Origin of the sequence: Gilliamella apicola (assembly GCF_000599985.1) — a bacterium.
Classification (GTDB): domain Bacteria; phylum Pseudomonadota; class Gammaproteobacteria; order Enterobacterales; family Orbaceae; genus Gilliamella; species Gilliamella apicola.
On sequence record NZ_CP007445.1, the window covers coordinates 1,137,521 to 1,160,049 of the forward strand.

Consider the following 22,529-nt stretch of genomic DNA (forward strand, 5'->3'; position numbering starts at 1 on the left):
ACGGATTAACTGAATAATCAATATTATTTAATTGAGCGAAGTGAGTAACTTATTTGCTATGCTTAATTATTCAATTGTGAGCTAAGGCAGATTCTGTTATACTAATTTCCCGTCTGATTCATCATATATTGCAGTGATTTTTATAGTTTAAAATCGATGCAATATTATTCAATTAAATAAATAATGGTCTGGTATTAATGGTCACGAATTATATTTTTGTTACAGGCGGTGTCGTTTCTTCTTTAGGTAAAGGCATTGCCGCAGCGTCTCTTGCTGCAATTTTAGAAGCCCGCAATTTAAAAGTCACCATGCTAAAACTTGATCCCTACATTAATGTTGATCCGGGTACTATGAGCCCTATTCAACATGGTGAAGTTTTTGTGACTGAGGACGGTGCTGAAACAGATCTGGACTTAGGTCATTATGAGCGTTTTATTCGTACCAAAATGACACGTAAAAATAACTTCACAACTGGACGTATCTACTCTGACGTATTACGTAAAGAGCGTCGTGGAGACTATTTAGGGGCAACTATTCAAGTTATTCCTCATATTACTAACGAAATTAAATCACGTGTAATTGAAGGTGCAAAAGGTTTCGATGTCGCGATTGTTGAAATTGGTGGCACGGTAGGGGATATTGAATCGTTACCATTTTTAGAAGCGATCCGTCAATTAGCCGTTGATGTTGGTCGTGAGCACACTCTATTTATGCATCTAACATTGGTGCCATATTTAGCATCATCTGGTGAAGTTAAAACCAAACCAACGCAACATTCAGTGAAAGAACTTCTTTCAATTGGTATTCAACCAGATGTTCTTATTTGTCGTTCTGATCGCATTATTCCTGCAAATGAAAGATCTAAAATTGCACTATTTTGTAATGTGCCTGAGCGTGCAGTTATTTCACTTAAAGATGTCGATTCTATTTATAAAATTCCGGCATTATTAAAATCACAAAATTTAGATACCTTTGTTTGCAATCGTTTCCATCTTGAATGCAAAGAAGCGGATCTTTCTGAGTGGGAACAAGTAATTTATGAAGAAGCCAATCCAGTTGGTGAAGTTACAATTGGTATGGTGGGTAAATATATTGCTCTACCTGATGCTTATAAATCAGTGAATGAAGCATTAAAACATGGTGGATTAAAAAATCGTTTAACTGTGCATATCCGTTATATTGATTCAGAAGATCTTGAATCACGCGGTACGGATCTGTTAAAAGGTTTAGATGCGATTCTCATTCCTGGTGGATTTGGTTATCGTGGCGTTGAAGGTAAAATCATGGCAGCTCGTTATGCCCGTGAAAATAAAATCCCTTATTTAGGTATTTGTCTTGGTTTACAAGTTGCAATGATTGAATATGCACGTAATGTAGCTGGGATTAAAGATGCCAATTCTACTGAGTTCGTTAAAGACTGTGCTAACCCTATTATCGCTTTAATTACTGAGTGGAGCGATGAATCAGGTAATGTAGTACAACGTAATGAAAACAGTGATTTAGGTGGTACTATGCGTTTAGGATCTCAGATTTGCCATTTAGAACCGAATTCATTAGTATATAGCATGTATAAAAATGAGTCGATCACGGAGCGTCATCGTCATCGTTACGAAGTAAATAATAATTTATTACCAAAAGTGGTTGAAGCTGGGTTAAAAGTAACAGGTCTTTCAACAGATAGAAAACTTGTTGAGATCATTGAAATCCCAGATCATCCTTGGTTTGTTGCTTGTCAATTCCACCCGGAATTTACCTCGACACCACGAGATGGACACCCACTATTTGGGAGTTTTGTGAAAGCTGCCAAAACTTATCAAGAGCAGCAACAAAAATAGTTTTTGGATTAACATTAGTAATATATCTGTCATATAGAGGAAAATAACATGGCAAAAATCGTTAAAGTACATGGTCGTGAAGTAATCGACTCTCGTGGTAACCCAACTGTTGAAGCAGAAGTTCATTTAGAAGGTGGCTTTGTTGGTCTAGCAATCGTTCCATCAGGAGCATCAACAGGTTCACGTGAGGCATTAGAACTTCGTGATGGTGATAAATCTCGCTTTTTAGGTAAAGGCGTATTAAAAGCTGTTGAAAATGTAAATGGCCCAATCGCTAAAGCTGTTGTTGGTAAGGATGCACTAGATCAAGCAGCTATCGACCAAATCATGCTTGACTTAGATGGAACTGACTTCAAATCTAACTTAGGTGCTAACTCAATCCTTGCTGTTTCTTTAGCAACTGCTAAAGCTGCTGCTGCTGCTAAAGGTGTTCCACTTTTTCAACATATCGCAGATCTTAACGGCACACCAGGTCAATACTCTATGCCATTACCAATGATGAACATCATCAATGGTGGTGAACACGCTGATAACAACATCGACTTACAAGAATTCATGATTCAACCAGTTGGTGCTAAAACAGTTCGTGAAGCAATCCGTATGGGTTCTGAAGTATTCCATAACTTAGCAAAAGTTTTACATGCTAAAGGTATGAATACTGCTGTTGGCGATGAAGGTGGTTTTGCGCCTAACTTAGGTTCAAATGCAGAAGCATTAGCATGCATTAAAGAAGCTGTAGAAAAAGCAGGTTATGTACTAGGTAAAGACATTACTTTAGCGATGGACTGTGCCGCTTCTGAATTCTATAACAAAGAAACAGGTAAATATGTACTAAAAGGTGAAGGTAACAAAGAATTCACTGCAGAAGAATTTACTCACTATTTAGAAGGTTTAACTAATGAGTATCCAATCGTATCTATCGAAGACGGTTTAGATGAAAGTGATTGGGAAGGTTGGGCATACCAAACTAAAGCTCTTGGTAACAAAATCCAATTAGTTGGTGATGATCTATTTGTTACTAATACTAAAATCTTCAAACAAGGTATTGAAAAAGGTATCGCAAACTCTATATTAGTTAAAGTGAACCAAATTGGTACATTAACTGAATCTATCGCTGCAGTTAAAATGGCGAAAGATGCTGGTTATACCGCTGTTATTTCTCATCGTTCTGGTGAAACTGAAGATTCAACTATTGCTGATTTAGCTGTTGGTTTAGCTGCTGGTCAAATCAAAACTGGTTCTATGAGCCGTTCTGACCGTGTTGCTAAATATAATCAATTAATTCGTATTGAAGAAGCATTAGGTTCTAAAGCACCTTTCAACGGTTTGAAAGAAGTAAAAGGACAATAATTATTGTTATTAAACTGATTATTTACTTTAATAGAAAAACGGTGACCAGTTCACCGTTTTTTATTTTCACATAATTCAGTCTTTTATTCGGAACAGTTGCGCCAACTCAGATTGTGTTGTAACCTTATTGATCGATTTTTATGGCTTTTTACTAATATTTCATTATTATTTATTAGTTTAGTCATCATATAACTATTTAATAAAATAACTTATTGATTTAATTTTTTTGCTTATGAATAATATTACGAATATGTCTCAGCCAAAAAGTAAATGGCAACTGTTTAACTGGCTTTGTACCGGTAAACTTCCGCTCAATGAACTGTGGCTAAAATCGACTTATCGTTTCAAATTTTTTTTTCGAACCTTATTTTTAAGTCCGATAACATTTAAATTATTGGATAAATTGAGATTATATCCATTACTGGGCTATTATTTATCATGCCAAACCAATTTACCATGTAAATTACAACGACCTTATTTAGCCTCTTGTTTAAGTCAACAAGAACGTTTTGAGGCATTAGCCTACCATTATGACTTTTTAGCTAAACATCCTGACAGTATGACTAAAGCTTTTTATAATCCGAATATTGCTTTTGTATTGGCTGATGTTAAGGTAAAAAATGATGCTAATATCAAAATCGCTATTCAAGCACGCAATAAGTTTGCTCGTGAAGGCGAAATCAGTCTATATTTTTATGATAACGATGGCATTGATCTGGCTACGGTAACTTTTACAATAATGCAATATCAACAAAAAACAACACTTTTTATTGCTGGACTACAAGGTACAGGTCATCGTGAGGCTCGCATTCGAGTGCAACAAGCAACAAAACAGTGTTATGGACTGTTTCCTAAACGTGTTGCGCTAGAGGCGGCCTTAGTTATTGCGCGCTATTTTAATTTAGAACAAATAGTGGCGGTGGGTAATAAAACGCATATTTACAATAATTGGCGTTACAATACCCGACAAGAACGTATTTTATCGGATTATGATGATTTCTGGTTAACCATTGATGGCAAACAAGACAGCAATGGTTTATTTATATTACCTAATCAAATCTATCGAAAATCACTGGATGAAATCGCTAGTAAAAAACGATCAGAATATCGTAATCGTTATGCTTTATTGGATCAACTCGAAAATAGTATTACTGAGAATTTGGCTTTATTAAAATAATAAACTAGCTTTATTGTTAATCACAATATCGCTATATTAAAATAGACAAAATTGTCGCTTGGATAGGTTGTCTACAAGCGACATATAAAATCGACTTATTCTGCATAACTATGCTTGTCTACTTAACTCAATTGTCGATTTATCGAGAGCTTCATATAAGTAAGATAATAATTAAAACTAAATAGTCAGGGAATAAAAAATGTATTTTGGTCTTCTTATTGCATTTGTGCCATTGTGTTTGGGATATTTAATTACTTTTAAAAACCAACAATGGATAACCAAAATTAACAAAACCCTTAGCTGGATGGTTTATTTTATTCTGTTTCTAATGGGATCCGAATTAGCGCACCTTGATAATCTCCAAGATAATTTACAGACTATCCTATTTTATGCGGGCGTCTTATTTATATGTACTTTTGGTGGTAATTTTATCTTTTTAATGTTATTTGATATTTTCCTACCTTGGCAAACCACTCATACTAAACATGATATTGGCTCACGCTTTAAAATGATTTTAGAATCATTACGGGTTTGTATCGCTTTGATTCTAGGTTTTATTGCTGGCCTAATTCCTCTCTTTATCTGGCATTACAATGAAGATATTACTAAAATTGTTTTGTTTTTTTTACTTTTATTGGTAGGAATTCAGTTACGGAGTAATAATATCTCATTAAAGCAAATCTTACTTAGTAAAGTCGGTATTGCTACCACAATAATTGTAATAATAAGTACTTTTTTAGGTGGTATTATTGCTGCATTGATATTCAATCAACCAATTCGTGTTGGATTAGCCATGTCATCTGGGTTTGGCTGGTATTCACTTTCTGGACTCTTAATGACAGACGCGCATGGTGCAATTATTGGTAGTGCCACCTTTTTAAACGACATTTTGCGCGAATTATGTGCCATCATTTTAATTCCGAGTTTAATAAAACGTTATAAACTTACTGCACTTGGTTTGTGTGGTGCCACCTCTATGGATTTTACCTTACCAATGCTACAAAAAGGCGCAGGGATAATGATAGTTCCCTCTGCAATTGTGCAAGGATTTTTATTAACCTTAATTATGCCAATATTTATGACGTTATTTAATTATGGCTATTTCTTTTAGTAGCGAGTAACAAATTATTATTAAAATTTGATTTAATTCTTTACTTTCGTTTTAAGCTTTAAATTATGATCATGCCATTTTATGACTGATTTTTCAGCTCTTAGTACCTGTTATTAAGAAATTTAAGTTATTTATCTTATCTTAAAATTAACAATTACGAATCATGTCTTTATCCAACCATAAATTCTTATAATTTTAATAGTTAGATCTTAGTCACAAATTTATTAAAAAATTCTCTCTATTTTTAACTTTATATAATTAAATAAAAGATTGGTGATTATTATGAAGAAAAGTCTTTAGGTGTGTTAGCCGAAACCATTATTAGGTAGATGAAAATTTGCTCATTTGATATAAATAACTGCATGCAACGCAAGTGATTATAACTTATGAACCTATATGGACTATAGGTAAAAATGGTATTGTAGCGATGCCAGAATAAGAACTATATATTTATCAATAACTGCAATTAGCTTGGTAAAACTCTATGGTCAACAGAGATCGCCAAACCAATGATACTGTTATATAGAGGCAGTGTAAATTTTCGTAATTCAATTTCGTTAATTGCTCAGCAGATATTGTTGGTTTATTTATTGGCGTAGTGAATAGCAAGCGACGGGTTTTTGTAATATATTATTCGTGATTAATCAGCAAAATTAATGTTATGACAAAAGGCTAAAATAATGGATATATTTGAAGATAAGCAAGAAACAGAGTTACTTACCGAAATTGCTGTTGCTTACTATGAGTATGAACAGACTCAAGAAGAGATTGCTAAGCGATTTGGTATTTCCCGTATTAAAGTCGGTCGGTTACTCAAAAAAGCGAGATTGGAAGGAATTGTAGAAATCAATGTTAAATATCATCCAATATTTAGTTCAAAAATAGAACAGCAATTTATTAATAGTTTTGGTATAAAACGTGCTTTAATCGCTTTAGATCATCAAGATGAGGGTGAACAACGTAGACAAGTAGCCGCACTTGTGACTAACTATTTATCAAGTGTTTTAAAAAAAGGTGTAACGGTGGCTGTTGGACAGGGCCGTAATGTTGCCGCTATTGCTAGTCATGTAGGCGTATTTCCTGAAAAACAGTGTAAATTTATTTGCGGAATTGGTGGTACTCAAAGGGTTGGTGAAATTATTGATGCTGACCATATTAGTCGAAGTTTAGCTCGAAAATTTAATGCGACCAGCGAAACACTATATGCACCAGCCTATGTAGAAAATCGTGAACTAAAAGAAGCTTTTATGCAAAATAGGGTCATCAAAGACACATTAGAACGAGCAGCCAAAGCAGATATTGCATTAGTCGGTATTGGTGATATGAACGAAAATAGTTACATGGTGCAACTGGGTTGGTTTACTCCACAAGAAATAACTCATGCAACTTTGAAACAAGGTGTGGTTGGTGATATTGCAGGTTATGGTTTTTTTAATATTAATGGAGATCACGTTGATACTGCCATGAATAATCGTGTAATTGGTCTTAGTATAGACGAATTGCGTAATATTCCATGTGTAATTGCTATTGCTTCAGAAAATACAAAAGCAACTGCGATTTTAGGCGCGCTTCGTTCAGGTGTTATTGACATCATTGCAACAAGTGCATCAAATGCTCGAACGGTGCTCAATTTACAACAAAATAAGCTTAAATAATAGGTTGTAAAAAAGTTTGAGGTTAACTATACGTTTTAGTATAAAAATAGCGTAGATATCCTGAACATTTAATGACAAATTGATGATTAAGACAATTAACATTATTTAAATTATTAACAAAGAAAAATAGTTAATAAATATTCATGTTGCAAATAACAATTTTGTAAATTTTCTGTCTAAGTTAAGTAGAATAGATTGGCGTATTTATTTTTTATGGGAGTTGAATAAAATACAGCTCTAATACATGGATAAATGTACTAGAGCATTTTATTTTAATGCTAATATAATGATTTAAAGTCTAACTAGTATAAATCAATTATATCTAACTTGTTTATTCAATACACACTTATAATAAACGCTTAATTACTCTATCCACACGAATTCGGCTCAACCTTTTTATTAATTTATGTATACGCTTCGGATAAAATTGGCTCGCTTGAATCTGCTGGAAATGTGTAATTAATGTAGTTTTTTTGCGTATTGTATCAAGCTCATGTGTGATTTGTACCTGTAATTCTTGTTTAGGGTCATGAACCAAAATCCCATTTTCAAGGTCCAAACGCCATGCTCTTGGATTAAGATTGTTTCCAGTAATCAACATCCATTCATTATCAATCCAAACCCCTTTTAAATGATAGGTCTGATTATTATCTTTCCATAATCTAATAATTAGCTGTTCTTTATCAACATAAGACTGCAAACGTTCAATAAAGTTCCTTAAATTGATTTCATATAAATAAGGTAATCCGCCGGAGATATTAAACGGCTTATCTTCAGGAATATAGAAGTCGTTTGCTTCTTTATCACCAATAATAATTTCAACTTGTTTGCCTTTTCTAAGTAAACGAATAATGTCACGAACTAAAATATTCGGCAGATTAAAATAGGGCGTACATAAAATCACTTTTTGTTGTGTTGAATTAATTAAATGGTGAATGATCTTATTCAATGAATTATTTCGACCCAAACCTGAAATCGGTGAAACCGATAACTCACTATTATCTGCATTATTGGCATAACGATAATTGGTTTCTGAAAGATGTTGACGTAAAACTTTAACATCGCCTTTAATTTGCTTGCGTGATTTGTGTTCTGCAACATCCAAACGTTGCAAAGCATCAAAAGGCAAAAAGTTATTATCAATGTAATCAATCATGCTTTGGGCAAGTAATTTATTGGTAATAAAATGATATCTATCATAACGATAATGATCGAGTTTATGTAGATAAACATTATTCAGACTGGCGCCACTATATATGACCGTATCATCAATAATAAATCCTTTAAGATGTAAAACCCCAAGCACTTCACGGCGATTAATTGGAACACCATATACCGGAACATCAATACCAGGATGTTTTAATTTCATTTGATGATAAAAACGTGCATTGGTATGCGTTTTATCTTCTCCAATCCGACCGCGCTGTGCACGATGCCAATCTACAAAGATTTTAATATCTATGTTAGGATTGATTGTTTTTGTTTGATAAAGAGCATTAAGTATTTCTTGTCCAGCTTCGTCTTGTTCTAAATAGAGTGCTGCAATATAAATTCGAAATTTAGCATTTTTGATTTTTTCAAGTAGAGCTTGTCTATATGCTTTAGGATCGTACAAAATATTATATTGATCTGCATTTTGCTGGATTTTTGCAAGTTCATTAAGATGCTTTTGATGATTATATTTAATAAAAGGTATTTTCATAATTCATATATTATTTAACTAGTTCAAATTGTAGAATAACACACTTAAGCCAGAAAATAACACTCCTTATTTCATAGGCATGAGCCAATGTTGTTTATGTAATTTTTCTTATTCAACATAGTTAATAAACATTATTTTTTAAGATTGTTCATCAATCCATGTTTGAACGATTTTATACGTTAATGCCAATACTACTGGGCCAATAAATAATCCCATCAAACCAAAACCGAGTAGACCGCCGATTACCCCAAATAAAATCAATAAAAATGGTAAATCAGCGCCTTTTTTTATTAAATATGCACGCATTACACTATCTAGAGTGGTTAAAATGATTGCTACAACAATTAAAATAATACCTGAGATAGTATGACCATTCCAAAATTGCCAAGTTATACAACCAAGCATGACTATCACAGGACCGATTTGTGCAACACAGCAAATAAATAATACCAGTGTTAAAACTCCAGCTAATGGCATTTTAGTTATAATAAAACTGAATCCTCCAATTAATGCTAAAGTTATTGCCGTTACTACCACGCCAAGAGCTACCGCACGAATTGATTGTCCCGTTAATGTCACTGTAATTGCGCCATATTGTTTAGATAAACGATTAGCAAATAAATAAACGTTTTTGGTAATAATTTCACCTTTAAGGTAAAGTAATAAACTGAAAATGATCATGACACCAGCATGAAAGATGAATATACTGATGTTGGTTACTTGTGATAATAACCAGCCTATAAGTGTTCCAACGTAAGGTTGAATACTGGAGACCAGCTCAGAACCATCGGTTTTAATTATGTTTAGCCAACTTTGATGAAGCTCAGGTCCAAAAGTCGGGATACTTTCCAACCAATCAAATGTAGGCAATTCATGATGTGATAAAGATTTTGCCCATTCAATTAAATGGTGGCCATTTTGGGCAACACTACTGATTATTAGAAGAAATGGAATAATACAGACAATCGCTAAAATTAATGCCATTATTGTTAATGACAACCATCGTTTGTTAAACATCTTTTTCTGGATTTTTATCATCAATGGCCATGTAGCAATCACCACCATAACAGCCCAAAAAAAACCAAACAAGAAAGCTTCAACAACACGATAGGTAATAATGATTAATAAACCAATTATTAATAAATTTAAAATCAACTTCAATAAATCATAAGTATTTTTTTCTGCTGGCATTTATTCACCATTTTTATTAATCTAAATAGTGTTATTATACGCACTATCATTAAAAAATCATATGTTAGTGTAAATGATAAATCTTTGATGGAGATACAAAAATGAAAAAACTACTGTTATTGGTGTTAATGAGTGTAGTATTACCAGCTTGTTCAACAACACCAAAACTAAACAATTCAGTTCAAAATGCCAATGATACCGCACCTTATCCGGATGCAATGGTTGGCTACACTCGCTATGCCATTCATCTTCCTTCTATATCTGATGAAAATAAAGCACGAGTTGAAGTTTTAATTGGCAAAGAGATGAATGCCGATTGTAATACGCGAAGTTTAGGTGGAATTGTTAAGCAAGAAGAATTGAAGGGATGGGGTTACAACTACTACGTTGTTGACAAAGCTGATAATAATATTTCAACGCTTATGGCTTGTCCTGAAGGTACTAGTAAAAATCAATTTGTTACTATGAATCATAATTTAGGATTATTAGATTATAATAGTCGTTTGCCAATTGTATTTTATGTGCCAAATGATTTAACTATTAAATATCGTGTATGGCAACCAAGCTCAAAAATACTCCAAGCGAGTGCTGAATAAATAAGAAAATTAACTGTTAATTTTTGGTGAAATAAGGATTGTTTGATTAAAATGTAATCACTCAATCCTTAAACTTAAGATATTTGATTTTTTAAGTAGACATCTCAAAAAAAAAATGTATTTTATCCCTCGTAATGTAAGGTTAGTTCCACATGTTCATTAGCTTTATTAATGATTTGTGATTGCCTGATTATCTCGGTTTCGCCATATCATTTAATAATGAATAATGGCAAAATTTGGGGGTCCGTTGTGTTTCATAATGGGCTTGTGTTTAACATGTAATATCCCTAACTAGAGGAGAAGTGGTGAGCATGTTTACTCAACGTAAAACAATTCTTTCAATCATAGCTGGTGTTTCACTAGCATTATCTCAATCTGCTATAGCTAAAGATCGCGTTGTGCATTTTTATAATTGGGCAGGTCAAATTGGTAATAGTACTATCAGTGATTTCGAAAAATCGACTGGAATTAAACTTGTTTATGATGTGTATGACTCTAACGAAGCACTTGAAGGTAAGCTAATGGCTGGCCATTCTGGTTTCGATGTTGTTTCACCATCAGACAGCTTTTTAGCAAGACAGATTAAAGCTGATATTTATCTACCATTAGATAAAAGTAAATTGCCAAATTGGAAAAACCTTGATCCAAATTTAATGAAACTAATGGCTAACCATGATCCAGATAACAAGTATGCGATCCCTTATGTATGGATGACTACAGGTATCGGTTATAACATTGATAAAGTTAAAGAACGTCTCGGAGATAATGCTCCTGTTGACAGTTGGGATTTAGTTTTCAAACCTGAAAATATGGAAAAACTTAAAGATTGTGGTGTGGCATTCTTAGATGCTCCAACTGAAATCTTTGCTAGTGCTCTTCAATATTTAGGTAAAGATCCAAACAGCACTGATGCTAAAGATTATACAGAAGCTGCTTATGGTGTGTTGGCAAACGTCAGACCATATATTCGTTATTTCCATTCATCTCAATATATTACTGACTTAGCAAATGGCGATATTTGTGTAATTTTAGGTTGGGCAGGCGATATTTTACAAGCTCGCGACAGAGCTAACGAAGCTAATAATGGTGTTCATATTAATTACAACATCCCGAAAGAAGGTGCATTGGTTTTCTTTGATACCCTTGCTATTCCAAAAGATGCAGCTAATCCTGATGAAGCACACGAGTTTTTAAACTTTATTTTGAAACCAGAAATTGCAGCTCAGGTGACTAATGATGTTAACTTTGCTAGTCCAAATAAAGTTGCTAATGATGAGTTTGTGAAACCTGAAGTGAGAAATGATCCAGCGGTTTATCCAAAACCAGAAGTGATGGAAAAATTATTTACTTTAACAGTGAAAGAACCAAAACTTGAACGTGTGATTACTCGCACATGGACAAAACTCAAAACGGGTAAATAACCGTTTGAAAATGTCAGATAATTGAACTATTTATTCTAGACGGGGAGATTTGATAATCTTTCCGTCTCGTTTTTTATGGCTTGTTGTTATGAGGAAAAAAGCGTGAACGATAAAACAACAAATCAGGTACAGCCTAAAAAAAAGATGATAACTCCACTATTGGAGATCAAAAATTTAACCAAAGTTTTCAATGATGATTATTATGCTGTTGATGATGTAAATTTAACAATTTATACCGGAGAAATTTTTGCTTTATTAGGTGCTTCGGGTAGTGGTAAATCAACATTATTACGGATGCTTGCTGGTTTTGAACAACCAACGTCAGGACAAATTATTCTCGATGGTAAGGATTTATCACAAGTTCCTCCTTATAATCGTCCTATTAATATGATGTTTCAATCGTATGCTCTTTTTCCTCACATGACGGTTGAGCAAAATATCGCTTTTGGTCTAAAACAAGACAAACTAGACAAGAGCGAAATTAAGCATCGTGTTGCAGAAATGTTAGCACTTGTGCATATGGAACAATTTGGTAAGCGCAAACCACACCAATTATCAGGTGGTCAAAGACAACGTGTTGCTTTGGCAAGAAGTTTAGCAAAAAGACCTAAATTACTACTGTTAGACGAACCAATGGGTGCATTAGATAAACAACTGCGTGATCGAATGCAGCTTGAAGTAGTTAGTATTTTAGAGCAGGTTGGCGCTACTTGTGTAATGGTTACTCATGATCAAGAAGAAGCCATGACAATGGCAGGGCGTATTGCAATTATGAATAAAGGACAATTTGTTCAAATTGGAGAGCCTGAAGAAATCTATGAACATCCTAATAGTCGTTATAGTGCTGAATTTATTGGTTCTGTCAATGTGTTTGACGGTATTTTGCAAGAGACCTTAGAAGACGGATTAATCATTAGTTGCCCTATGATTAAGCATCCTTTAAAAGTGGATTACGATTCGCCGGCAGTTGAAGGTGTTCCTATTCAGGTTGCTTTACGCCCAGAAAAAATTAAACTCTGTGATGAAATCACAAAAGAAGGATACAACATTGCAACGGGTGAAGTGGTTGAAATAGCCTATTTAGGTGATCTCTCTATTTATCACGTTAAATTGCAAAGTGGACAAATTATTATTGCTCAACTACAAAACGAACATCGTTATCGTAAAGGTATGCCTACTTGGGGGGATATCATCAATCTCAGTTGGGAAATTGATAGTTGCGTTGTACTCACTGAATAAACACAAGAGGATATATTAATGCGATCCATTTATTGTGGTTTGTTTTTAAATGCATTGGTGTTACTCAATGTTTATTTACGTTTTGTAACGACAAATGCATTTGATAATTTGTTTTTAGATGCTTTATTTACCTCTATGGTATTAAGTCTACTATTATCTTGTTTAGGTGCATATTTGGTGCATTATAAGCCCTCTAAATTTGCTTACCGTTTAATTATAGCTGGCAGTATTTTATATATACCTGCTGGGGTGGGTTTAGTTGCCATTTATTTTGCATTTAAAAAAATGCGTCAGCAACGAGATGATTCAGACTTGATGACATTGTATGGGCGTCTATTAGTTATAGCGATCCCTTATTTATGGATGCTATTACTATTTTTATTGCCGTTTTTGATTGTTTTCCGCATCAGTTTTTCGGAAGCGGCTATAGCGGTGCCTCCTTATACCGAACTGTTGAGTTATGAAGATGGTCTACTTAATATTGTTTTGAATTTTGGTAATTATTTCAATTTATTTGAAGACACCATCTACATAGATTCTTATTTACAATCATTAAAAGTTGCGGCTATCTCAACATTGTTATGCATTTTAATTGGTTATCCGTTAGCTTGGGCTATATCGCAATGTAAACCATCGAGTCGAAATATTTTATTATTATTGATTATTTTGCCTTCTTGGACTTCATTTTTAATTCGTGTTTATGCTTGGATAGGTATCTTAAATCCTAATGGTCTTTTAAATGGTTTCTTAATGTGGTTAGGTGTTATTGATCAACCATTGATAATTATGAAAACCTATTTAGCGGTTTATATTGGCATTGTATATTCTTATTTACCATTTGTTGTATTACCAATATATACATCGTTAAGCAAAGTTGACACAACACTTATTGAAGCTGCCTTAGATTTGGGCTGTAAGCCAATTAAAACCTTCTTTAAGATTATTGTACCATTAACCAAAAATGGGGTTATTGCTGGTGGAATGTTGGTCTTTATTCCTGCGGTAGGGGAATATGTAATACCAGAACTATTAGGTCCTTCTGATAGTTTAATGATTGGTACTCAACTATGGACTGAATTCTTTAATAACCATGATTGGCCAGCAGCTTCCGCTGTTGCAACAGTGATGTTATTGATATTAATCGTCCCTATTTACTACTTTAATAAATTTCAGAATCGACAAATGGGAGGTAAATAAATGAACAATTTACCATTAATTATGCGATCTGCATTGATTGTTTTTATCTCCTCATTATTAGGTTCATTGGTGCTATCGATTTTAATTTCAGCATCAGGATTTGCATTATTGGGTAGTATTAGCTTATATGTGGGATGTTTGGTATTTAGCCTTATATTGACCGGTCTTGTAACAATATCGCTATTAGGACGATGTTTAAAAGGATTAATTATCTTATTGTGTTTATCCTTTTTATATATCCCTATGATTATTCTAATTGTTTATTCGTTCAACAGTTCAAGACTTGTTACGGTTTGGGCTGAATTTTCGACCAAATGGTATTTTGAATTAGTTCATAATGAAGCTTTACTTAAAGCTGTAGGATTAAGCTTGAGTATTGCTGCTGGAGCTGCTTCGTTAGCAATTGTACTTGGTACTTTAGCTGCTTTTGCCATTATTCGATTTAAACAATTCCGTGGCTCTAATTTATTTTCTTTTATGACAACTGCACCACTTGTTATGCCTGATGTAATAACAGGTCTGGCTTTATTATTACTATTTGTTGGAATGGGGCAAGTACTTGGATGGCCTAAAGAGCGAGGAGCGATGACCATTTGGATGGCCCATGCAACTTTTTGTACTGCATATGTGACCGTTGTTATTAGTGCCAGATTACGAGAATTGGATAAATCAATTGAAGAAGCAGCATTAGATTTGGGTGCAAATCCATTAAAGGTATTTTTCATTATTACTTTACCTATGATTGCTCCAGCTCTTGTTTCAGGTTGGTTGTTGGCTTTTACCTTATCACTTGATGATGTGGTTATCGCCAATTTCGTGACTGGACCAGGTGCAATGACATTACCGAAACTTATATTTTCTAAAGTACGTTTAGGTGTCGATCCACAAGTTAATGCGTTAGCAACGATCATATTATTGATTGTGGGTATTATTGGTTTCATTTCATGGCTTTGGATGCGACAAGCTGAAAAAAGGCATTTACGTGAAATCCGTATGAAGTAATACAATTAACTATATCAATGATTGCCGCATAATGCGGCAATCTTTTTTGCTAAATAAAATATCCGTGTTTTTTCTTCTATTTTATATTATAGTGTCTGCGGTCAGTTCGCTGACAATATTCTCAGGGCGGGGCGCAATTCCCCACCGGTGGTTATAGCCCACGAGCGCTTAATAAAATTCAATTTTATTAAGGACAAGCAGATTTGGTGAGATTCCAAAGCCGACAGTTAAAGTCTGGATGAAAGAGAGTGGCTTATCTTTTCTATATTTGCTTTATAGCAAAATCATTATGGTCAAGCGCTTGCCCTGATTCTGGTATTTAATATATTTATAACTTAACTAACTTAACTTTGATTTGGCTAATTTTTAGATGTAAATATATTTCAATTGTTTACATGAAATATTAGTGCGGATTAAATTTATTTTAATTAAGAATAAATATAATTAACTTAATAAAACAGGATAGGTATCTACCATGAATCAGTTTAATTTAAATGAATTTGGAACACCAATCGATCGAGTAAAAAATGCTATTGCTTCAATCAAAGCTGGATCTGGAGTGTTAGTTTTAGATGATGAAGACCGCGAAAATGAAGGTGATATCATTTGGGCGGCAGAAACAATTACAACTCAACAAATGGCACTAACCATTCGATATGGAAGCGGCATCGTTTGTCTATGTATGCCACAATCTTATTGTGACAAATTAGATTTACCTATGATGGTCGCCAATAACACCAGTAAAAATCATACCGCTTTTACTATTACAATTGAAGCTGCAAAAGGCGTTACTACTGGTGTATCAGCCGCGGACAGAGTGACGACGGTAAAAGCAGCTGTTGCGGATAATGCTAAGCCCAGTGATTTAAACCATCCTGGTCATGTATTTCCATTAGTCTCTAAAGAGGGTGGAGTGTTAAACCGCCGCGGACATACTGAGGCATCGGTTGATTTAGTTTCATTAGCAGGTTTTAAACCAGCCGCTGTAATTTGTGAGTTAACTAATGATGATGGTTCGATGGCAAGGGCACCTCAAGTTGTCGAATTTGCAAAACAGCATCATTTACCCGTTGTCACAATTGAAGATATCGTTGCTTATCGTAACACTTTTTCAGTTTAAAAATATAGTTATAAAGCAATATGGACGAAAACTGTCGAATTAATAATTCGGCAGTGGTAGTTTATTATTGAAAAGATATTTTAGTTTAAAACTTGGTATTGCTAGAGCTTATAAAGCTCCTAACTTATATCAAACTAATCCTAATTATCTCCTTTATAGTCGTGGACAAGGTTGTCATGGTGCTGGTGGCAGTTGTTATTTAATTGGTAACAAAAATTTAAAGGCGGAAACAAGTGTAAATAAAGAAATTGGTCTTGAGTTTCATAATAATGAAGGATTAATTGCTGGCATGACTTATTTCCGTAATGATTATCATGATAAAATTGATTCTGGCACAAAAGTGGTTGGTCATGCGCAAGGTGGAAAAAATAAATTTGCTAATTCAAATATCTTTCAATGGTACAATGTGCCTAAATCTGTTGTAGAAGGCTTGGAAGGCAGTTTAATAATTCCTGTTACTTCAACAGTCAATTTTCGAAATAACCTAACTTGGATGTTGCAGTCAAAAAATAAAAAAACAGGCGATTATTTATCAATAATACCAAAATATACTTTGAATTCATCAATAGATTGGCAAACAACCGATAAATTGTCGTTGCTAACTGCGGTCACTTGGTTTGGTAAACAAAAACCGAAAAAATATGATTATCTTGGCGATAAGGCTACAGATAGTTCAACTCACCAACTTAGTCCTTATGCTATTTTAAATTTTAGTGGGCAATATCAATTTAATAAAAACTTTACTTTAACGGCTGGAATAGATAATGTATTTAATAAACGTTTGTTCCGCGAAGGAAATTCCACAACCTTAAAAAATCCAGTAAATGGTATCGTAAGCGTTAAAGGAGCTGGAGCAGCAACTTATAATGAACCCGGGCGGACATTTTTTGTAAGCACTAAACTTTCATTCTAGTTTTATCAGTTTACTAATCGTCAAACATACTATTAGGCCTATAATGTTTGGCGATTATTTCGCTGAATTATCTGAATTTTTGTTTTTATTTTATACTATAATGAGAGCTATAAAAATATGAAACATTGAATAATAACAACTTTATTCTTGCTTTTTTTTATGCCTCATTATAGAATATCTTATACATTTGATAAATAAGGATAAAATTTTTTAAGTTTTTTTCAGAAACGATAGATGTTTTAATATTATACTGATTTTGAAAATCTAATTAGCATTCAATCAAATTGTTTCTTTGCAAATAATATTTAAGTTCTTTTGGTGGCAAATGCTTTGTTTGCGAACCATCTTTTGTTTTGTCGATGTTCATTGGCAAAATAGCAGAATCAGCATATCTAACATATAGATTGCATTAAAAAAACTAAATTGTAACAAAATAGATAGTAACAAAAACGGGGTAACTATGTTTAGCGCGAATAAAGAGTGGGCATTTGTGATACTAACCTGCTTTTTTGAATTGTGTTGGGTATTTGGTTTTACTACTGCCAGTCAGTGGTGGCATTGGGTTATTGTTATACTCATAATTATTATTGATTTTACGTTTTTAACAAATGCATGCAAGACAATTCCTACAGGTACTGTGTATGCAATATTTTCTGGTGTCGGAGCGATTGGTTCATTAGTAATTGATATGGTTGTGTTTGGTAAAGAAATCAAACTTATTGAAATACTTTTCGTTGCATTAATAATTATTGGCGTAGTGCAACTTAAACGAGCAGATAGTTGATCAACTGAAATTTGGATTACAATATGGGATGGTTATTTATTTTAACGGCTGCAATTTTTGAAGTTATTGGCGCTATTGGACTTAAGCTTTATTCGCAACAAAAAAGCGTGTTTCGATTAACACTGTATTGGGGTGGTTTTTTTGTTTCGTTTACATTATTTTATTTTTCACTTCAATATCTGGATTTGAGCATAGTTTATCCTGTATGGGTTGGGCTTGGTACGTCAGGTGCAGTATTGGCTAATATGTTTATTTTTAATGAACCGAGAAACCTTCCTCGTTTATTTGGGCTTACTTTTATTATTATTGGTATTGTGGGATTACACGCTGCGATATAGTGAAAGATATAGTAAAAAAAGCGTCACTGTGTTAACTTATTTAATTGTTTAAATAAAAATACCGGAGATAAACTCCGGTTAAGCAAAGTATAAGCTAAAAAGGATGTATGAATAAAAAGGAAAAAGCAATGTACTAAATTTCGTTACCGTGTTGTTTTAAGTAGCTAGCAACACCATTTGGATTAGCTTGCATACCTTGTTTACCTTTAGTCCATTGAGCAGGACAAACTTCACCGTGTTCTTCATGGAATTGGAAAGCATCAACAATACGGATCATTTCGTCAATATTACGACCAATTGGTAAATCATTGATAGTTTCATGACGTACAACACCAGATTTATCAATGAAGAATGATGCACGAAGTGCAACACCAGCTTCAGGATGTTCAACACCATAGGCTTGCATAATAGAATGTTTTATATCTGCAACGATTGGGAATTTAACTTCACCAATACCGCCTTTATCTTGTGGAGTATTACGCCAAGCATTATGCACATATTGTGAATCCATAGAAACCCCAATAACCTCAACGCCACGTTTTTTAAATTCTTCTAAACGATGATCGAAAGCAATGATTTCTGATGGACATACAAAAGTAAAATCCATTGGCCAAAAGAATACAACAGCATATTTACCATTAATGTGTTTAGCTAAATTAAAATCTTCAACGATTTCACCTGAGCCTAACACTGCTGCTGATGTAAAATCTGGGGCTTTACGAGTGACTAACGTCATTATGGGTCTCCTAACTATTTAATGCTCTTTAATATGTGGGACATTATAACAATTTAAACTTACGATCCAAGATGTTATAAACAATTGATACCATAAGTTTAAACTATTAACTGATGAATTATCATTCGGTAGTATTTATTGATTTTTTCGGTTTACCTTTATTTTTGGTATCGCGATGGCGCAGTTTGACTTTTTTCTTTTTGTTATCTTCTTTTTTTGCGGCACTTTTCAATTTCGCTTTTTGTGAAGGCTTTTTCTTGGTTGCCGGTTTTGGTGCTTTTGTTTTTGGTCGTAACTCATCAATAGTTCGTAATTTTATTGGTTCTTTGATGTAGCGCTCAATTTTTTGTAACAATTCGTTATCGTGAGCCTCTACCAGCATAATAGCGGTACCTTTTTTTCCAGCACGCGCAGTACGACCGATACGATGTAAATAGACATCGGCTGTTTTTGGTGCATCAAAATTAATAACATGTGTAATATCATCAATATCAATGCCTCGAGCCGCGACGTCGGTAGCAACCAGCACATTAACGGTATTGTTGCTCATTCTTTTAATTGCTTCGTTACGTTTAACTTGTACCATTTCACCTTCTAAATAGCAGCTATGGATACCTGCTTGATGTAATAAGGTAACTAATTCATGTACTCGTTCACGTTTACGTACAAAGACTATCGTTTTTTTCAAATCTTCTTGCCTTAATAAATGAATAAGTAAGGCTACTTTGTGATCTAAATTGTCGGCGCGATAATAGAATTGTAAAATTTTTTTACGTTCTTTGCGTGAAGGATCAGCATTAATTTCAACCGGTTCATTTAAGATGCGATTAGCAAAACTATGTAATCCTTCACCTTCTAGAGTAGCAGAAAAGAGTAGAGTCTGTTTGCGCCAGCGTGTTTCTGCTGATATGGTTTCAACATCTTGTGAAAATCCCATATCTAACATACGATCTGCCTCATCTAAAATTAGCATTTCTACAGCTCGACAGTCAAAATTTTCTTCTTTAATGTATTGTAATAACCGTCCAGTTGTTGCAATCACGATATCTTGATTTTTACTGAATACTTCTGCGTGATTCATATAAGCAACGCCTCCAGTTATTGTTGCTATGCTTAAATGAGTGGATTGCGTTAATAGTTTAGCTTGCTCAGCTATTTGCATCGCTAGTTCTCGCGTAGGTGTTAAAATCAAAATACGAGGCGGTCCTGGTTTACGACGAGGAAAATCCAACAAATGTTGCACAGCAGGAATTAAGAAAGCAAGTGTCTTACCTGTACCAGTTGGCGCTGAACCTAAAATATCTTTGCCGTCTAATGCTACTGGAATCGTTTGAGCTTGGATTACTGTTGGCGTGTGGATGTCTTGTGTTTGTAGATTTTGAATTAAAATTTCATCTAATTCTAAATCTGAAAAAGTTTTTGCAGTCATATCGATCATTCTATCATAAATTTTGAGACACATTATAACGGCAATCGTTATAACTACAATCAATAAAACGCAATGATTAATTAACATTAATATTCACTTTCGTTTATTTTCCAACAAATCAATCAAAATAATAAAATACTTTGTAAAAAAGTTTGAGGTTAAACATACGTTTCAGTATAAAACTTGAAATTGATTGATGCATCAAATCTTATCAATGCTTGTAACATAATCCTTATTTATATTACACTTTGCCATTGTGGTAAAATATCAAATTGAATTTTACGATATTAAGATTAGGTAAAAATAAGGGATTAAAACTCATTATTTACTTAATAATTTAATATAATCGTGTTGTTACTTTATAAATAGACAATATATCTTTTAACAATTTACAAAATCACCCATTACTGAATATGACTGAAATTTTTTCGATCGACAAATATAATCTTCAACTTGAAAATAAAATAACTCGTTTAAAAACAATTTTTAGTGAGTTCTCACTTCCTGAATTACAAGTTTATAGTTCTCCTATCAGTCATTATCGTATGCGTGCTGAGTTTAGAATTTGGCATGATGGTGAAAATATCTATCATATTATGTATGATAAAGAAACGAAAAAGCGCACACGAATTGATGATTTTCCGATTGCAACAAAATTGATTAATCAAGCAATGAAAGCCATTTTACCACTGCTTGAGAACAACCAATTATTACGTCATTTACTATTTCAGATAGATTATTTTTCAACACTGAGTGGTCAATTACTCATTACGCTTTTATATCATAAAAAGTTAGGTGATGATTGGATTGCTGAGGCAAATAAACTTAAGCAACAACTTGCCGAGCAAGGAATCAATGCCGATATTGTTGGGCGGGCGAGTAATCAAAAAATTGCCATTGATGTCGATTATGTTGATGAGGCCTTACCAGTATTTGATAAAACTTTTATTTATCGTCAAGTTGAAAATAGTTTTACTCAACCCAATGCCGCAGTTAATATCAAAATGCTTGAGTGGGCTATTGAAGTTACTAAAGGTTTGTCTGGTGATCTACTTGAATTTTATTGTGGTAATGGTAATTTTTCTATCGCTTTGGCTCAGAACTTTCGTAAAGTATTAGCGACAGAAATAGCGAAGGCATCAGTATATTCAGCACAATATAATATTGCGGTAAATGAGATTAATAATTTAATTATTGCTCGCTTATCGGCAGCTGAGTTCACCAGCGCTATTAAAAAAGAACGTGAATTTAATCGATTGCAGGGTATCAATCTTGATGATTATCAGTGCCAAACTGTGTTGGTTGATCCACCTCGTGCTGGAATAGATAGTGATACAATTAATATCCTTAAAAGTTACAATACCATTATTTATATATCTTGCAATCCTCTTTCTTTACGGGATAATTTACAGCAATTGATTGAAACTCATAATATCAAACATTTTGCTATGTTTGACCAATTCCCTTATACCGATCATGTCGAAAGTGGTGTTGTGTTGCATAAAAAATAGATATAGTCATACCCAAGAATGATTAAGTTTGTTAGAATAATTAGGCTTAATACTAAATAATTAGTACTCTATTGTTTAATTATCGTCATCAATATTAATTTTGATAAAAAAAAACCCTAGATAAACTAGGGCTGCATTAAATTGCAAGGAATGGATGAAAGGAAATAAAACAATGAAACAATAATGTCTAGCCTCATGAATCATTGTGTGAGTACTATAACA

Annotated in this window: 17 protein-coding genes, 2 pseudogenes and 1 riboswitch; of the genes and pseudogenes, 15 read left to right on the forward strand and 4 right to left on the reverse strand. The window is 33.6% G+C overall.

Annotated features, from left to right (window positions below):
• The first annotated feature begins 197 nt into the window (after window positions 1-197).
• From pyrG to GAPWK_RS05165, 5 genes are all read left to right on the forward strand, one after another.
• On the forward strand, window positions 198-1,835 hold the full coding sequence (gene pyrG / locus GAPWK_RS05145; protein ID WP_025315202.1) for a glutamine hydrolyzing CTP synthase: 1,638 nt from the start codon (window positions 198-200) through the stop codon (window positions 1,833-1,835).
• A gap of 48 nt (window positions 1,836-1,883) precedes the next feature.
• Window positions 1,884-3,185: a phosphopyruvate hydratase gene (gene eno, locus GAPWK_RS05150; protein WP_025315203.1), complete on the forward strand. Its 1,302-nt coding sequence runs from the start codon at window positions 1,884-1,886 to the stop codon at window positions 3,183-3,185.
• A gap of 232 nt (window positions 3,186-3,417) precedes the next feature.
• Window positions 3,418-4,362 (forward strand): VirK/YbjX family protein, encoded by a 945-nt coding sequence (locus GAPWK_RS05155; RefSeq protein ID WP_025315204.1) that lies wholly within the window; start codon window positions 3,418-3,420, stop codon window positions 4,360-4,362.
• 199 nt (window positions 4,363-4,561) lie between these two features.
• Window positions 4,562-5,473, forward strand: a complete 912-nt coding sequence (locus GAPWK_RS05160; RefSeq protein WP_025315205.1) for a lysine exporter LysO family protein — start codon at window positions 4,562-4,564, stop codon at window positions 5,471-5,473.
• 680 nt (window positions 5,474-6,153) lie between these two features.
• Window positions 6,154-7,128 (forward strand): sugar-binding transcriptional regulator, encoded by a 975-nt coding sequence (locus GAPWK_RS05165; RefSeq protein ID WP_038517234.1) that lies wholly within the window; start codon window positions 6,154-6,156, stop codon window positions 7,126-7,128.
• Window positions 7,129-7,474: 346 nt separating this feature from the next.
• Here the strand turns inward: GAPWK_RS05165 and pssA are convergent, their stop codons facing one another.
• Window positions 7,475-8,830, reverse strand: a complete 1,356-nt coding sequence (gene pssA / locus GAPWK_RS05170; RefSeq protein WP_025315207.1) for a CDP-diacylglycerol--serine O-phosphatidyltransferase — start codon at window positions 8,828-8,830, stop codon at window positions 7,475-7,477.
• A 138-nt stretch (window positions 8,831-8,968) separates the two neighbouring features.
• Window positions 8,969-10,021 carry an AI-2E family transporter YdiK gene (gene ydiK, locus GAPWK_RS05175; protein WP_080692431.1) on the reverse strand — a complete coding sequence of 351 codons (1,053 nt, stop codon included), beginning with the start codon at window positions 10,019-10,021 and terminating at the stop codon, window positions 8,969-8,971.
• 101 nt (window positions 10,022-10,122) lie between these two features.
• Between ydiK and eco the strand changes: the two genes are divergently transcribed.
• The 9 genes and pseudogenes from eco to GAPWK_RS05220 all read left to right on the forward strand — a co-directional run bounded on the left by eco (window position 10,123) and on the right by GAPWK_RS05220 (window position 18,631).
• Window positions 10,123-10,617: a serine protease inhibitor ecotin gene (gene eco, locus GAPWK_RS05180; protein ID WP_025315208.1), complete on the forward strand. Its 495-nt coding sequence runs from the start codon at window positions 10,123-10,125 to the stop codon at window positions 10,615-10,617.
• Window positions 10,618-10,928: 311 nt separating this feature from the next.
• Window positions 10,929-12,038, forward strand: coding sequence for an extracellular solute-binding protein (locus GAPWK_RS05185; protein WP_025315209.1), 1,110 nt, complete (start codon window positions 10,929-10,931; stop codon window positions 12,036-12,038).
• A gap of 102 nt (window positions 12,039-12,140) precedes the next feature.
• Complete coding sequence (gene potG, locus GAPWK_RS05190; protein WP_025315210.1) at window positions 12,141-13,277, forward strand: putrescine ABC transporter ATP-binding subunit PotG; 1,137 nt, start codon at window positions 12,141-12,143, stop codon at window positions 13,275-13,277.
• 324 nt (window positions 13,278-13,601) lie between these two features.
• Window positions 13,602-14,474, forward strand: a pseudogene (potH, locus tag GAPWK_RS05195) (putrescine ABC transporter permease PotH); the annotation flags it as partial.
• Between the two features lie 243 nt (window positions 14,475-14,717).
• Window positions 14,718-15,476 carry an ABC transporter permease subunit gene (locus tag GAPWK_RS05200; RefSeq protein WP_080692526.1) on the forward strand — a complete coding sequence of 253 codons (759 nt, stop codon included), beginning with the start codon at window positions 14,718-14,720 and terminating at the stop codon, window positions 15,474-15,476.
• Window positions 15,477-15,589: 113 nt separating this feature from the next.
• Window positions 15,590-15,730: riboswitch (FMN riboswitch) on the forward strand.
• 221 nt (window positions 15,731-15,951) lie between these two features.
• A complete protein-coding gene (gene ribB, locus GAPWK_RS05205) occupies window positions 15,952-16,596 on the forward strand; it encodes a 3,4-dihydroxy-2-butanone-4-phosphate synthase (RefSeq protein ID WP_025315213.1) in 645 nt (214 codons plus the stop codon).
• Between the two features lie 76 nt (window positions 16,597-16,672).
• A pseudogene (locus GAPWK_RS05210) lies at window positions 16,673-17,509 on the forward strand (TonB-dependent receptor domain-containing protein); the annotation flags it as partial.
• 460 nt (window positions 17,510-17,969) lie between these two features.
• Complete coding sequence (locus tag GAPWK_RS05215) at window positions 17,970-18,293, forward strand: DMT family transporter (protein WP_038517237.1); 324 nt, start codon at window positions 17,970-17,972, stop codon at window positions 18,291-18,293.
• A 23-nt stretch (window positions 18,294-18,316) separates the two neighbouring features.
• The gene (locus tag GAPWK_RS05220; RefSeq protein ID WP_025315215.1) at window positions 18,317-18,631 is read left to right on the forward strand and encodes a DMT family transporter; all 315 of its coding nucleotides are present in this window, start codon (window positions 18,317-18,319) and stop codon (window positions 18,629-18,631) included.
• 133 nt (window positions 18,632-18,764) lie between these two features.
• Here the strand turns inward: GAPWK_RS05220 and GAPWK_RS05225 are convergent, their stop codons facing one another.
• Window positions 18,765-19,367: a peroxiredoxin C gene (locus GAPWK_RS05225; RefSeq protein ID WP_025315216.1), complete on the reverse strand. Its 603-nt coding sequence runs from the start codon at window positions 19,365-19,367 to the stop codon at window positions 18,765-18,767.
• A gap of 121 nt (window positions 19,368-19,488) precedes the next feature.
• The gene (srmB, locus tag GAPWK_RS05230) at window positions 19,489-20,796 is read right to left on the reverse strand and encodes an ATP-dependent RNA helicase SrmB (protein ID WP_025315217.1); all 1,308 of its coding nucleotides are present in this window, start codon (window positions 20,794-20,796) and stop codon (window positions 19,489-19,491) included.
• 413 nt (window positions 20,797-21,209) lie between these two features.
• On the opposite strand from srmB, the gene trmA reads away from it, so the two are divergent.
• Entirely contained in the window at window positions 21,210-22,307 is a 1,098-nt protein-coding gene (trmA, locus tag GAPWK_RS05235; protein ID WP_025315218.1) for a tRNA (uridine(54)-C5)-methyltransferase TrmA, read from the forward strand.
• Window positions 22,308-22,529 lie beyond the last annotated feature (222 nt).